Origin of the sequence: Nocardia sp. NPDC058666 (assembly GCF_042714895.1) — a bacterium.
Taxonomy (GTDB): Bacteria; Actinomycetota; Actinomycetes; order Mycobacteriales; family Mycobacteriaceae; genus Nocardia.
In genome coordinates this window covers 64975-78895 of the sequence record NZ_JBHXRY010000003.1, presented here as the reverse complement: position 1 = coordinate 78895, position 13921 = coordinate 64975, and the positions used below count along the sequence as shown (strand labels likewise).

Here is a 13921-nt window from a genome sequence, read left to right as displayed (position 1 = left end):
CTTCGAGTCGTGGTGAATTACTTGGCGCGCCCGAAACGGCGGGCGGTGATCTTGCGAACCAGCTGCATGGTCTGTTCGGTGCGCGCGAACGACTGCAGGGCCATGCCGGGGATCGCGAAGCGCTGCCGGGCGATGGAGTGCGGACGGGAGAAGCCGAGAAGGCCTGCGGCGCCGTGGATTCGGCCGATGCCGGACTCCCCCACGCCGCCGAACGGCAGTGCCGGGATCCCCCCGTAGGACAGGGGGCTGTTGATCGAGGTCGCGCCGACTCGCAGCGCACGGGCGATCTCCGTGCCGCGTTTGCGCGAATACACCGAGGAGGCAAGGCCGTAGCGCGACGCGTTGGACAGCTCGATCGCTTCGGCGACATCGCGGACCCCGCGCACGGTCAATGTCGGTCCGAAGGTTTCCTCGCGGACCGCGGTGGAGTCCTCGGGGACGTCGAGCAGCACGATGGGGCCCACGAACGGTGCGTTGATCGACTCGGACCCACCGAAGACCGCGGTCGCACCCTTGGCCAGGGCGTCGCCGACATGCTCGGCGACCACGTCGATCTGACTGGGCAACGTCATCGGGCCGTACGACGTGCCCGGCGTGAGTTCACCGACCCGCGCGGTGACCTCGACGAGGAACTCCTTCAGTACGGATTCGACCACATAGCAGCGTTCCGTGCCGACGCAGGTCTGGCCGGAGTTCGCCATCGCCGACCACACGATCGCGTCGGCGGCCGCGGGGATATCGGCGTCCTCGGCCACGATCGCCGCGTCCTTGCCACCGCATTCCAGGACCACGGGGGTCAGGCGTTGCGCCGCGGCTTCCATAATCCGCTTGCCCGTGGCCGTCGACCCGGTGAACGCGATCATGTCCACCCCGGACTCCACCAGCGCGCGACCGGTATCGCCAGGACCGGTGACTACGCTCAAGATGCCTTGCGGCAGTGCGGGATTGGCGGCAGTGAAGGCATCGACAAACCAGTGCCCGATCGCGGTGGTGAGCTCGCTGGGCTTGAACACCACGGTGTTGCCCGCGGCCAACGCGTAGGCGATCGACCCGGTGGGCGTGTAGACCGGGTAGTTCCACGGCCCGATCACCCCGACCACGCCGTGCGGGCGCTGCTCGATCACCGCTTCGATGTTGGCCATCAGCAGCCCCGGCCGCACCTTCTTCGGCTTCAACACCTTGTGTGCGTTGGCGCCCGCCCAGTTCATGTGTTCCACCGCGAGGATCACCTCGAGATAGGCGTCATCGGTGGGTTTGCCGTTCTCGGCGGTGATCAGCGCGCAGAACTCGTCGACATTGTTGATAATCTGCGCGGCCCACCGTCGCAAGGCCTTTTTCCGCTCGGCGAATCCGAGGTCGCGCCACTGCTGGGCGGCGCTGCGAGCACGCTCGACGGCGGCATCCACAGCGGCGGCATCGTCGATGGCCCAAGAACCGATCGGTTCACCGGAAACAGGATTGACGCTGGTCAGCATTATCGCAGAAGCGGTTGTCGCAGTGCGGGTTTCGGTCATCTTCGACCATCCTTCGAGTAGTCACGACGCGGACCGCCTCACACTGTTGACAGTCCACCTCAGCGGCCGTTAAGTTAATCCCAATTCTCGCTAAGTTAATCACGGTTCTCGCCGGTTGCACAGAGCTTTTCGAGCTTTCGCGACATCGGGGAAGAAGCGTCGAAACCGGACGGAGGGCGCGATGTTGCGCACCCGATTCACCGAGGCATTCGGTGTCGAGCACCCGATCGTGCAGGGCGGAATGATGTGGGTCGGTCGCGCCGCACTCGCGGCCGCGGTCTCGGAAGCAGGCGGCTTGGGGATCATCACCGGTCTCACGCAACCCACTCCGCAGGCGTTGCGGGAGGAGATCGCCCGTGCCCGGGATCTCACCGACAAGCCGTTCGGCGTGAATCTGACCATCCTGCCGTCGATTTCGCCGCCGCCGTACGCGGAGTACCGGCAGGCGATCATCGACAGTGGGGTGCCGATCGTGGAGATCGCGGGCGGTAATCCGGCCACGCACCTGCCGTTTCTCAAGGACGCGGGAATCAAGGTGCTACACAAGTGCACCAGCGTCAAACACGCGCTCAAAGCCCAGCAGGTGGGCGTGGACGGGGTCAGCATCGACGGGTTCGAATGCGCGGGTCATCCCGGCGAAAACGACACGCCGGGGCTGGTTTTGATCCCCGCCGCCGCGCGTGAACTCGAGATTCCGATGGTCGCCTCGGGCGGCATCGCCGACGCGCGCGGGCTGGTCGCGGCGATGGCACTGGGTGCGGACGGGGTGAATATGGGCACCCGGTTCCTGTGCACGGTCGAGTCGCCGATCGCGCAGGTGGTGAAGGAGCAGATCGTGGCCAATACCGAACTGGATACGAAGTTGATCTTCCGGACGCTGCGCAATACCGCGCGGGTGGCCGATAACGCCGTCAGTCGACAGGTGGTCGATATCGAGCGTGGCGGTGGCACTTTCGACGATCTGCGCGATCTCGTGTCGGGGGCTCGTGGCCGCAAGGTCTATGAGGACGGGGATCTCGATGCCGGGATCTGGAGCGTCGGGCAGTGTCAGGGGCTGATCCACGACATTCCCACCTGCGCCGAGCTGATCTCGCGGATGGTGCGCGAAGCCGAGGATCTGATCGCGGGTCGGCTGGCCGGCTCTATCGTCGAGGCGGTGGCGCGATGAGCCTGCTGGTCGACGAAGAGCGCGGGGTCCTGCGGATCACGATCGACCGGCAGGCGCGGATGAACGCGGTCGACCTCGCGACGATGAGCGAACTGGGCGAACTGATCATCGGCGCCGAGACGCGGCCCGAGGTTCGGGTGATCGTGCTGACCGGGGCGGGCAAGGCATTCTGCACCGGTGCCGACCTGGCCGCGGCGGCTGCGGCCGGGGGCAACGAGGCTTCGCCCGAGGTGGTGATGGATCGCGCGAACGATGTGGTGCGCGCGATCGTCGACTCGCCGCTGCCGGTGATCGCGCAGGTCAACGGTCCTGCCGCGGGGGTGGGCGCGTCGATCGCGCTGGCCGCGGATCTCATCTACGCCGCGGACACCGCCTATCTGCTGCTGCCGTTCACCTCCATCGGTTTGATGCCCGATGGAGGTGCTTCGGCGATGGTCGCCGCGGCGATGGGACGCGTGCGGGCCGCTGAACTAGCGCTGCTCGGTGCGCGGTTGCCCGCGGCCGAGGCCGCCGCCGCCGGGTTGATCACCCGCTGTGTGCCCGCCGACCGGCTGTCCGACCAGGTCGAGGCCGTGGCCGCCCAACTCGCGGCGGGTCCTCGACGCGCGTTGCAACTGACCAAAGTGGCCATCAATGCCGCGACCCTCACTCAGCTGGACGAGGCGCTGGCCCGTGAGAAGACCGGCCAGAGCGAACTACTGACCTCCGCCGACTTCTACGAAGGCATGACCGCGATGCTCACCCGCCGCCCGCCGCACTTCGACGGCGCCGTGCTGCCGACCACCGACCCGGTCTAGGTCAGGCAGGAACTGTGGCAGGTTCGCGGCTGAGGAATTCCTCGATCGCGGGCCAGGTGGTGTCGGCGGCGGCCGGGCTGGCGAGCAGGCCGAGGTGGCCGCCGCTGACCTCGACGAACTCCACCTCGGCATTGGGCAGGACGTCGAGGCCGCGGCGGATCGCGGCGGCGGGCACGACCACGTCGCTGCGGCTGCCCGCGAGCAGGACCCGGCAGGTGACCTTGGACAGTTCGATCACCAGGTCCGAGCGCAGGCGCAGGGAACCGTTGGCCAGCTCGTTGCCCAGCACCAGGCCGCGGTGGATCTGCCAGTAGGACCGGCCGGGGTAACCGGGCATGGTCGACATGAACCGGTCGGTGGCCTCCATGCGGGCCAGCGCCTCGGGGTCGAAAGCGTTGCGCGCCAAGTACATCGGACGGGCGAGCTCGCGATCCAGGGCTTGGATGCGGAAGCCGAGGCGCACGAATTCCTGCGGGATGCCGCCCATGATCTTGACCGCCAGGGCCATCTCCCGGCCGCCGGTGACCTTGGCGAGCAGGCGCAGCGGCATCAGCATCGCGGTGCCCGCCTGGTCGATCGGCGAGGCGAGGCAGGTAATCGAGGCGATCGGCAGGTCCGCGTGCGACGCCGCGGTGAGCAGGGCGAACACCCCACCCAGCGACCAACCGATGAGGTCGACTTCGGCACCGTCGTGTTCGGCACTGACCCGACGGATCGCCTCGGGCAGGATGTCGTGGGTCCAGTCCTCGAGGCCCATATCGCGGTCGGCATAACCGAATTCGCCGTAGTCGACCACGTAGGGCTGGCGACCCTGATCGAGCAGATAGCGCACCAGACTCTGGCCGGGGCGCAGGTCGAAGCACGAGGCGGTCACCGCGAGCGGGGGCACCAGCAGCACCGGGTTGCCCTTGGCGGGCGTGCTGCGGTGGTAGCGCTTCAGCTCGCGGTGCGGGCCATCGGCCACAGTGGTCGACGGCGCGGGACGGTAGGGCTCGAGCCCGCCACCGAACGACACCGACCAGATATTGCGTACCGCGCGCGGCACCTCATCGATGATTCCCACCGGTATATCCCCTCAACTGACCACGTTCCGACCCTGCGTTTCCCGTATCTTACCCTGGAGTAAGTTACCGGACGCAAATCGGCGGTCAGGCGGCCCGACGCCGCCTGCGTGGGTGCCGACCATCGCCGCGAAGGGCGTTCGAGGCGGTCAGTGGGCGGCCGAACAGCGCGCGCAGTGCGGCTCGGGCCAGCGCGGCGAAACCGTGCCGGCCGGCCGGAAGGGACAGCACAGTGCGCACGGTGCGCGTCTGCGACGGCGTGGCGGGCACACCCGCGAAGCGGTCGGACAGCCAGTTCAGGCTCAGCGGTGTGGACAGTGGGAGCAGGGTGAGGTGTTCGCTGGTGCGGTCGCGCAGGTAGGTCACGTGGGCGCCGTTGTCGCGGTAGCGCTGGACCAGCGCGTCGATGTCGGCGACCGCGATGATCTGGTCGTGCACCGCCTGCACCACCAGCAGCGGCATCGCGGGCGCTTTGTCGCCCAAAGCCAGGTCGGCGAACACGGCCAACATCGCTTCCATCGCAAGGACTTCCGCGAACGGTGTGGTGGCGTGTCGGTTGACGTTGTAACGGGCCAGGCGCAAAACCGCGGCGGCGGTGGTCGACCGGGCGGCCTTGTCCAGGACCGCGCGTCCTTCGTCGCTGAAATGTGTGGCGACCAGCTCGTCGAAGGCGGGATAGACCCGGCGCAATCCGGCCACGACCAGGGTCGGCAGGCCCGCGTGCAGGGTGCCGTTGAGTCGGTGGAAGGTCGACACGAGGTCACCGACCGGGGAGCCGAGGACCGCGCCGACGATGTCGAGTTCGGGGGCGTAGGTCAGTGCCATTTCCGCGGTCCACGCGGTGGCAAGGCCGCCGCCCGAGTAACCCCACAGGCCCACCTGGGTCGTGGAGTCGAGGCCGCCGGGTTCGAAGGCCAGTGCGGCGCGGATGCCGTCCAGGGCGCGATAGCCGGGTTCGCGTGGTGCGCCCCAGGCGCCGAGCATCCCTTCGTGATCGGGGATCGAAATCGCCCAACCCCTGGTCAATGCGTCGGCGAAGCACAGCATTTCGATGTGGGCGAAGGTACCGATGGCGCGGGAGCCGCGTTGCAGCGCGTAGGAGGGGAACGCGCGCGGGGAGACCGCGTCGATGGCGCACTGGAACGACAGCAGCGGCGCACCGGCTCCCACTCCCCCGGCCGGTGCGAGCACGGTGGTGACCGAGGCTTCGGGGATTCCGTTGAGATCGGTTGTGCGATACAGCAATTGCCAGGCTTGCGCCTTCAGCCCGATCAGGCCGAACGCGGCTAGTCTGACCGGTCGCCAACGCAGGATGGTGCCTTCGGGCAGTCGCTCGAAGCCGGGGCGCGGCGCGTAGAACGGATCACGGTCGGGCAGCACCGGATGTGTTGGTGCGGGCCAGCTTTCGGCGGTCATGCGGCCCGGCACGCGGGTTCGCTGGACAGCGTCATCGATGTCTCCTCGGTACGAGTTGCCGCTCAGCTTAGTAGTACCAGCGGTACCGAACAAGGTTTGACGCTACCGCGTGTCACAGTTAACTCGCCGGGTCACACCTGACTGGAGGCGGTGAACTCCGCGATCGACGTCAGGGGGTCCAGCGTGATGCCGACTTCGCGCAAGCTCGCGTCGATGATCGCCCAGATGGCGATTTGTAGATACGCCGACAGTTGGGCGGCGTCCATCGGTTGCATGGAACGGCTCAGCCAGCGGTTCACGCTGCCGTCCACGAAGCTGACCAGGCCGAAAGCCATCGGTTCTGCGACGGCGACCGGAGCGGATTGGGCGCGCAGCGCGGTTTCGAAGACCTCGCGGACGGTGCCCGCGATGGCGATCTTGGTGCCGGAGACGATGGGTGAGTTGTGGTCCTTGGTGCCGCTCGAACCCGCGCCGAGGAAGTAGTGCAGGCGGGGGTTGGTGGCGATCCAGCCTATGTAGGCGTCTACGGAGCGGGCTATTGCCTCGGTGACGGTGCCTTCGGGGTTCAGGGTGGGGGCCAGTACTGCCATGAGGTCTTCGACGATGCGGGTGCGGAGGTGTTCGTCTAGGTCTTGGCGGTCTTTGAAGAGGCGGTAGAGGACTGAGCGGGGGACGCCTGCTTGGTCGGCTATTTCTTGGACGCCTACTGAGGGGCCTTGGGATTGGACGGCTTTCAGGGCGGCGGCGAGGATTAGTTCGCGGCGGTCGGCGCGGTGGCGGTCCCAGCGGCTGGCTCTGCCGTCTGTGTTGGTCATGATCCTCCGTTCGCCGGGTCGGGGTGGGTTTGGGCTGTGTTTTTGGAGCGCTGGCGCGCTCGAGCGGGCCCCAGGGGGCCCTGATCTTCCCTCCCTCCGGGTACTCCTTCGTCGCACCCTCCGGTCAGTCCAGATCAGGGCGGGGCCCTTTGGTAGGGACTGCCTGGTGATTTCCCGGACCGAAAAGGCGCTGTCTCTTTGGGTCTGGCCTTGTCGGTCGTTACCCGGATCGAAAAGGTGATGGGTCCTTTGGGTGGGGACTTTCTGGTGATTGCCCGGCCCAGAGGGATGTAGTTGTGTTGCTACGGACTGTAGTACGGGGGGTTTCAGCTATCCCTCCGGGAGGGGTGGGATCGGTCGGGCGTTGGGGGGTACGACTATCCCTCCGGGAGGGGAGGGTTGGGCGGGCGTTGGGGGGTACGACTATCCCTCCGGGAGGGGAGGGTTGGGCGGGCGTCGGGGGGTGCCGACGCCCGACCGGGGGTTACGTGGTTGCTGTGGCGTCTCGGGGGAGGCCTAGCATTCGTTCGCCGATGACGTTGAGTTGGACTTCGGTGGTGCCGCCGTAGATGGTGGTGGCTCGGCCTGCGATGAGTTGTTCCATGGCGTGGTCGCTGCGTTCGCCGGGGACGGAGACGACGCCGGCTGTGCCTAGTTCGGCTACTACGTATTCCGAGATTGCTTGGCCGAGTGCCATTCCCAACAGCTTTCCTACGCTGGAGGTGGTGGATACGTCTATGCCGGATAGCTGTTTGAGGACTACTCGGGAGCCGATGACGTCTACTGCTCGGCTTTCGGCCATGAGTTCGCCGAGGTGGTAGCGCGCTACCGGGGAGAGGTCGCGGTCGGTGGCGAAGCGGAGGAGGTCGGTGTCGGTGGCGTAGGCCTCCATTTTCTGGCTCAGGGCTACTCGTTCGCCTGCGAGGGTGGTGCGGGCTACGTGCCAGCCTTGGTCTACCTCGCCGACTACGTTCTCGTCGGGGATGAAGACGTCGTCCAGGAAGACCTCGTTGAACAGGGCCGAGCCGGTCATCTCGCGTAGGGGGCGCACGGTGATGCCGGGGGTGGTCATGTCGAGCACGAAGTAGGTGATGCCTTCGTGTTTGGGCTTGTCGGGGCTGGTGCGCGCGATCAGCATGGCCCAGTCGGAGAACTGGGCGACGGTGGTCCAGATCTTCTGGCCGGTGACGCGCCAGCCGCCGTCGACCTTGGTGGCCTTGGTGGTCAGGCTTGCCAGGTCCGAGCCGGCGCCGGGTTCGCTGAACAGCTGGCACCACACCAGTTCGCCGCGCAGGGTGGGCACGACCAGTTCTTGTTTCTGCCGGTCGTCACCGTGCGGGACGATCGCGCCGACTGCCCAGGTGCCCATCAGCAGCTGCGGCATCTGGATGCCGGAGGCTTTGATCTCCTGCGCGATCACGACCTGTTCGAGCGGGGCGGCCGAGCGGCCGTAGGGGCGAGGTAGGTGTGGGAGGTTCCAGCCGCCGTCGCCGAGGGCGATGAGTTGGTCGTCCTCGTCGTCGATCGCCGCGATCTCGGCGAGCTCGGATCTGATTGCGGCGCGGATGTTTTCGGCTTCGGCGGGTAGTTCCAGTTCGCTGGACAGGGTCAGGCCCGACAGTGCGTAGTCGGCTACTGCTTCGGCGCGGATGTCCCGGGTGCCGAGTTGGCCGCGTAGGGCCAGGGCGCGGCGGTAGTACAGGTGGGCGTCGTGTTCCCAGGTGAAGCCGATGCCGCCGTGCACCTGGATGCACTCCTGGACTACCTGTACGGCGGCGTCCGGAATGATCAGTGCGGCAATGGATGCCGCGTAGTCGGCGGTGTCGTCGTCACGGTCGAGTGCAGATGCGGCGTCCCAGAGGACCGCTCGCGCTTTCTCCAGGGCGATGCCCATCTGGGCGCACTTGTGTTTCACGCCTTGGAATTGGCCGATCGGCCTGCCGAACTGTACGCGGGTCTTGGCGTATTCCGACGCTGTCGCCACGCACCACGACATCACGCCGACCGCCTCGGCACCGAGTACCACCGCGGCCAGCGAGCGCACGCGCTCCGAGCTCACGTCCAGGACGCGATCCGCGGAGATCTCGACCGAATTCGCTTGCAGCGCAGCGGTACCGCGCAGGACGTCGATCGATTCCTGCACTGTGACCGTGAGGTCGACGGGGTCGAAGGCCACCCACCGTTGTGTGCCGTCGATGAGCACGGGCGCGATGATCACATCGGCCGACAAAGCCCCCAGCACCCCATCGGCTGTGCCGTCTACGACGAGGATTCCGTCGCGCGACACTGCGGTCAGCTTCGAGGTCAACGCCACCGCGCCGGTCAGCGACCCGTCTGCCAGACCGGCTAGCTGCGTGTCGAATCGGAAGGGGGCGATCGCTGCCTGCGCGAGGACCGCACTTGCCAACACGGTCGAAACGAACGGACCGGTGTGCAGGCCCCTGCCCAGCGGTTCCAGGGCGACGGCCAGCGTTACCAGCCCGGCACCCTGACCGCCGAGGTCCTCGCCGATGTGCAGGCTCAGCAGGTCCTGGCCCACGAGCGCGTCCCAGTACGGCACCTTGTCCGAATCGCGGGATTCGACTGCGGCACGCACGATCTCGCTGGTGATGGTCCGTTCGACGAAGCCCGCGACCGAGTCGGCCAGCGCCAGATGATCTTCGCTGACGCCGACGCCGAGTTCATAACTGTTGCGCGCCATGGCTACTGGGTCACTTTCAACTGGGCGGCGACCTCGTCGATGGTCCACGGGCCGTCGGTTTCCACGGTGCGCACGTCATGCCAACCGGCCAGTTCGACGATCGCACCGCCCTGCACCGCGAACACCTTGCCGGTGAGCGCGCAGTCGGCCTCGGCCAGGTGCGCGACCAACGGGGAGATATTGGCCGGGGCGAACGCGTCGAACTCACCCTCGGGAACCTCGGCGGCGAACAGCGCGCCCATGCCGGGGGTGGCCAGGGTCAGGCGGGTGCGCGCGATCGGGGCGATCGCGTTCACGCGCACGCCGTAGCGTTCGAGCTCGTCGGCGGCGACCAGCGTCAGCGCGGCGATGCCCGCCTTGGCCGCGCCGTAGTTCGCCTGGCCCGCGTTGGGCATGAAGGTGCCCGATGCGGAGGCGGTGTTGATCACCGACGCGTTCACCGCATTTCCTGCCTTGGATTGCGCCTTCCAGTACGCGGCCGCGTGATGCAGGGTGGCGGCGTGGCCCTTGAGGTGCACCGCGATGACCGAGTCCCACTGCGACTCGTCCATGCCCGCGATGAACGCGTCGCGCAGGATGCCCGCGTTGTTCACCACGATGTCGAGGGTGCCGAATTCGGTGATCGCCTGGTCTACAAGGGCTTTCGCGCCGTCCCAGGTGGCGATGTTGTCGGTGTTGGCCACCGCGGCACCGCCCGCGGCGACGATCTCGTCGACCACCTGCTGGGCCGGGCCCGCGTCGGTACCGGTGCCGTCGTTGGCGCCGCCGAGGTCGTTGACCACGACCTTGGCGCCTTCGCGGGCGAACAGCAGTGCGTGTTCGCGGCCGATGCCACGTCCCGCACCGGTGATGACCGCGACGCGGCCGTCAAGCTTTCCCATGAGTGTTGTCTCCTAGTTGATTTCGACGCGGCCGTCGGTGATCGCGATCTGGCCGGCCGCCTCGGTGTCGAAGGCGAAGGCCTTGGTGCCGGGCTCGGTGGCGTCGGTGGGCCAGAACGTGGTGGTGATGTCCTGGCCGGGCAGCACCGGTTTGGCGAACCGCACGGCCAACCTGCGCAAGCGGGTGGTGTCGCCGTCGGCGAGTTCGGTCAGTGCGGCCCACGAGGTGAACGCCATGGTGCACAGGCCGTGGTTGATGATGCCGGGAAGCCCTGCCATGCGGGCGATTTCGTCGTCGAGGTGGATCGGCATCGGGTCGCCCGAGGCCGGTGAGTAGCGGAAGGTCTGGTCTTGGTCGATATGCGCGGTGACCTTGGCGGCCGGGTCGCCTGCCCGGCCCTCGTCGGTGATCCGGTGGGTGGGCGCGAGCTCCCCCTCCCCCGGTCCGGCGTCGACCTTGCGGAAGAACGCCGTCATCCACTGCTCGTTCACCAGTTCGCCTGCCGCGTCACGGGTTTCGGCGTAGATGACCACGGTCGAACCGTTCGGGCGGCCCACGTAACCGATCGGCTTGGCCTTCACCACCAGTTCGTCACCGGCGCGGATCGGCCGGTGGAACAGGAAGTCCTGCTCCCCGTGGACCAGCTTCATCAGCAGCTCCACCGGCGCGACCGACAGCGCGGCCGGCGCCATCGAGGTGAACACCGGCACCACCGCGAACACCGGCGGCGCGATGTCACCCGACAGGTGCGCGGGGATCGGATCATTGGTCGCCGCAGCGTATTCCGCGATCCGTTCGGCGGTGACCGAGAACCGTTCTTCCTCGGTCCACTCCCCCAGCGCGGAGCCGTCGAAGACGACTCCCGCCGATTCCGAGGTGGTCACGCGGCCGAACCGACGAGCTCGGTGAACTTGGCCATCGATTCCTTCAGGTCGGCCTCGGCGTGCTTGGCCACGGCCTTGCCGATCGGGCCCACGATCATCGCGCCCTTGAAGCTGGCGTCGAACGCGGCCGAGGAACCCGTGTCGGTGGCTTCCACCTTGAGCACGAATTCGATGGTGACACCGGCCATTCCGGCGCCGGTGATGCGCAGGAACGAGTTCGGCACGACCTCGGCCACGGTCCACTCGATCTTGTTGGCCATGTTCATCACCGACACGACCTCGGTGAAACGCGAGCCCGCGGCGAGCTCGGCGGGCAGTTCACCGCGCCAGCCCTCGTGGATGGTCAGCCACTGCTCCCAGTTCGCGAGATCGCTCAACCGGGCCCAGGCCAGCTCGGGGGCGACGGGCAGGGCGGTGGAAACGGACACAGATGCCATGGTGTTACTCCTGGTGTGATTCGGAAGGGGAAAGGTCAGCGGTTGGCGGGGCGGTAGGCGGTCACCACGACGGCGCCGCCGAGACCGATGTTGTGCTGCAACGCGATTCGCGCATCGGTGACCTGGCGTGCGTCGGCGTCGCCGCGCAGCTGCCAGGTGAGTTCGCTGCACTGGGCCAGCCCGGTGGCACCAAGGGGGTGACCCTTGGAGATCAGGCCGCCCGACGGGTTCACGACCCACTTGCCGCCGAAGGTGGTGGCGTTGTCGTCGACGAGCCGACCACCCTCGCCGGGCGCGCACAGGCCCAGCGCCTCGTAGGTCAGCAGTTCGTTGGTGGAGAAGCAGTCGTGCAGTTCGATGACGTCGATGTCGTCGGGGCCGATCCCGGCCTGCTCGTAGACCTTCAGCGCCGCGGCACGCGACATGGAGGAGCCGACCAGGTTGATTGCGGTGGGTTCGCTGAAGGTGGACGCCAGGTCGGTGACCATGGCCTGCCCGACGATCTCCACGGCCCGATCGGCCAGGTTGTGCCGGTCGACGAAGGCCTCACTGGCCAGGATCACCGCGCCGGAACCGTCGGAGGTCGGCGAGCACTGCAGCTTGGTCAGCGGGCCGTAGATCTGCTTGGCGCCCAGCACTTCCTCGAGGCTGTATTCCTTCTGGAACTGCGCGTACGGGTTGTTCACCGAGTGCTTGTGGTTCTTCACGCCGATCTTGGCGAACTGCTCGGCGGTGGTGCCGTACAGCTCCATGTGCTCCTTGCCGGCGGCGCCGAACATGTACGGCGCGGGCGGCATGGCGAACTCCTGCAGTTCGGCCAGCGCCAGCAGGTGCTTCATCATCGGCTGTTCGCGGTCGTCGTAGGTCGAACCCAGCGACCCCTTCTGCATCTTCTCGAAGCCCAACGCCAGGGTGCAGTCGGCCAGCCCGCCGCGGATCGCCTGGGCCGCGAGGTACAGCGCGGTGGACCCGGTGGAGCAGTTGTTGTTGACGTTGACCACGGGAATACCGGTCAGGCCCAGTTCGTAGACCGCGCGCTGACCCGAGGTCGACTCGCCGTACACGTAGCCGACGTAGGCCTGTTCGACCTGGTCGTAGTCGATTCCGGCATCGGCGAGGGCCTTGGTCCCCGCCTCGCGTGCCATGTCCGGGTAGTCCCATTCCAGCGATCCGGGCTTCTCGAACTTCGTCATGCCGACACCGACGACGAACACCTTCTGAGTCATCTACGCACTCCCATATGCCGCGTGCCCCAGATAGGTGAGACACCGTGTACAACCAATTTAGGTTGGACACCGCGTCCAGGTCAATACCCGGGGGAATGCGGCGGAAAACGCAGCAGGGGCCGCACCTCGAGCGGTGCGGCCCCTGCGGTGACGGCGAAGATCAGCCGGCACTCAACGACGTCAACAGACCCACGATCGTCTTGGTGATCACTTCGGCCAGGAAGTCGGCAGCAGATCCGGTCATAGGTAGAGCTCCTCCTCGGTCGGGCGAAACTTCATCAGGTTGAAACGATCGAACGTCGAAAGTCTGCAACACAATTCTGTTGCCCGTCACAAGAATTCGCGAAAAATCGCTGTCGGACTTGTGAAGTAATTCGCCTACTCGTCGGTGTTGCAAACAATCAACGACAGCGGGCGGACCGGTGCCGGCAACCGTGGCTCTGGCATTTCCTCGAGGTCCGCCAGTGTGGTATGCACGAAGGCCGCAATCCGGTGGCGCGCAGTAGGACTGAGCCGACTCACCCGGTCCGAGGTCAGCGGGCTCGTCGTGAAATCCTCGCTATCGAGGACCTCGATTTCGGGCACCGGCCAGTTCCGTTCCAGCTCTTCCGAATCCATCGCCAATCGTGCATGCACAGCCACTCACCCCACTGTCTCGCGTCATAATTCGTATCTCGGGCGAATTACAACACGCACGCCGCAGCGCCAACAAGGATTCTTATTGCGAAGCTTGTGCGTATCGCGCACGGGCGCACCGTGGTCGCGTCCCGACCTCGCGCGGCGCGGCTGCCTAAACTGGGCGGTCAGTGTTGTCTACGAGGGAGGCCGGTCGATGTCGGGTTTCGTGTACAACGGTGAAATCGTCTCGTTGAGCATCGCGGACGGCGATACGAAGTTTCTCGCCCATCTGCAGCTGGTGACCGAGGTCAAGTTTCAGACCGACGAGGGCTTCCAGGTCGGCCTGACCGGCGTGGACAGCGCGGGCAACCCCGTGCGCAACTACTACTGGTTCCATCCGTC

At 66.7% G+C, this 13921-nt stretch carries 12 protein-coding genes; 2 read left to right on the top strand and 10 right to left on the bottom strand.

Annotation, left to right across the window (positions count from 1 at the left end):
• Positions 1–17 precede the first annotated feature (17 nt).
• The gene (locus ACFWVD_RS09825) at positions 18–1514 is read right to left on the bottom strand and encodes an aldehyde dehydrogenase family protein (protein ID WP_379241634.1); all 1497 of its coding nucleotides are present in this window, start codon (positions 1512–1514) and stop codon (positions 18–20) included.
• A 181-nt stretch (positions 1515–1695) separates the two neighbouring features.
• Between ACFWVD_RS09825 and ACFWVD_RS09820 the strand changes: the two genes are divergently transcribed.
• Together ACFWVD_RS09820 and ACFWVD_RS09815 are read left to right on the top strand one after the other, a co-directional pair.
• Positions 1696–2682 (top strand): NAD(P)H-dependent flavin oxidoreductase, encoded by a 987-nt coding sequence (locus ACFWVD_RS09820; protein ID WP_379241633.1) that lies wholly within the window; start codon positions 1696–1698, stop codon positions 2680–2682.
• Positions 2679–3479, top strand: a complete 801-nt coding sequence (locus tag ACFWVD_RS09815) for an enoyl-CoA hydratase (RefSeq protein WP_379241632.1) — start codon at positions 2679–2681, stop codon at positions 3477–3479. The genes ACFWVD_RS09820 and ACFWVD_RS09815 overlap by 4 nt, the downstream gene beginning before the upstream one ends.
• Before the next feature lies 1 nt (position 3480).
• On the opposite strand, the gene ACFWVD_RS09810 is transcribed toward ACFWVD_RS09815, so the two are convergent.
• The 9 genes from ACFWVD_RS09810 to ACFWVD_RS09770 form a co-directional block, all read right to left on the bottom strand.
• A complete protein-coding gene (locus ACFWVD_RS09810) occupies positions 3481–4542 on the bottom strand; it encodes an alpha/beta fold hydrolase (protein WP_379241631.1) in 1062 nt (353 codons plus the stop codon).
• 85 nt (positions 4543–4627) lie between these two features.
• Complete coding sequence (locus ACFWVD_RS09805; RefSeq protein WP_379241979.1) at positions 4628–5956, bottom strand: lipase family protein; 1329 nt, start codon at positions 5954–5956, stop codon at positions 4628–4630.
• 131 nt (positions 5957–6087) lie between these two features.
• Positions 6088–6771 (bottom strand): TetR/AcrR family transcriptional regulator, encoded by a 684-nt coding sequence (locus tag ACFWVD_RS09800; RefSeq protein ID WP_379241630.1) that lies wholly within the window; start codon positions 6769–6771, stop codon positions 6088–6090.
• A 484-nt stretch (positions 6772–7255) separates the two neighbouring features.
• A complete protein-coding gene (locus ACFWVD_RS09795; protein ID WP_379241629.1) occupies positions 7256–9472 on the bottom strand; it encodes an acyl-CoA dehydrogenase in 2217 nt (738 codons plus the stop codon).
• Between the two features lie 2 nt (positions 9473–9474).
• The gene (locus ACFWVD_RS09790) at positions 9475–10353 is read right to left on the bottom strand and encodes an SDR family oxidoreductase (protein WP_379241628.1); all 879 of its coding nucleotides are present in this window, start codon (positions 10351–10353) and stop codon (positions 9475–9477) included.
• A 12-nt stretch (positions 10354–10365) separates the two neighbouring features.
• A complete protein-coding gene (locus ACFWVD_RS09785) occupies positions 10366–11238 on the bottom strand; it encodes a MaoC/PaaZ C-terminal domain-containing protein (RefSeq protein ID WP_379241627.1) in 873 nt (290 codons plus the stop codon).
• Entirely contained in the window at positions 11235–11675 is a 441-nt protein-coding gene (locus ACFWVD_RS09780) for an SRPBCC family protein (RefSeq protein ID WP_379241626.1), read from the bottom strand. Before ACFWVD_RS09780 ends, ACFWVD_RS09785 begins: the two co-directional genes overlap by 4 nt.
• 35 nt (positions 11676–11710) lie before the next feature.
• The gene (locus tag ACFWVD_RS09775; protein ID WP_379241625.1) at positions 11711–12901 is read right to left on the bottom strand and encodes a lipid-transfer protein; all 1191 of its coding nucleotides are present in this window, start codon (positions 12899–12901) and stop codon (positions 11711–11713) included.
• A gap of 378 nt (positions 12902–13279) precedes the next feature.
• Entirely contained in the window at positions 13280–13543 is a 264-nt protein-coding gene (locus tag ACFWVD_RS09770; protein ID WP_379241624.1) for a hypothetical protein, read from the bottom strand.
• Positions 13544–13921 lie beyond the last annotated feature (378 nt).

Excerpts from the sequence above, each read along its gene's own strand:
- ACFWVD_RS09825 (WP_379241634.1), bottom strand. The coding sequence starts at position 1,514 with ATGACCGAAACCCGCACTGCGACAACCGCTTCTGCGATAATGCTGACC.
- ACFWVD_RS09820 (WP_379241633.1), top strand. The coding sequence starts at position 1,696 with ATGTTGCGCACCCGATTCACCGAGGCATTCGGTGTCGAGCACCCGATC.
- ACFWVD_RS09815 (WP_379241632.1), top strand. The coding sequence starts at position 2,679 with ATGAGCCTGCTGGTCGACGAAGAGCGCGGGGTCCTGCGGATCACGATC.
- ACFWVD_RS09805 (WP_379241979.1), bottom strand. The coding sequence starts at position 5,956 with ATGACCGCCGAAAGCTGGCCCGCACCAACACATCCGGTGCTGCCCGAC.
- ACFWVD_RS09800 (WP_379241630.1), bottom strand. The coding sequence starts at position 6,771 with ATGACCAACACAGACGGCAGAGCCAGCCGCTGGGACCGCCACCGCGCC.
- ACFWVD_RS09795 (WP_379241629.1), bottom strand. The coding sequence starts at position 9,472 with ATGGCGCGCAACAGTTATGAACTCGGCGTCGGCGTCAGCGAAGATCAT.
- ACFWVD_RS09790 (WP_379241628.1), bottom strand. The coding sequence starts at position 10,353 with ATGGGAAAGCTTGACGGCCGCGTCGCGGTCATCACCGGTGCGGGACGT.
- ACFWVD_RS09780 (WP_379241626.1), bottom strand. The coding sequence starts at position 11,675 with ATGGCATCTGTGTCCGTTTCCACCGCCCTGCCCGTCGCCCCCGAGCTG.
- ACFWVD_RS09775 (WP_379241625.1), bottom strand. The coding sequence starts at position 12,901 with ATGACTCAGAAGGTGTTCGTCGTCGGTGTCGGCATGACGAAGTTCGAG.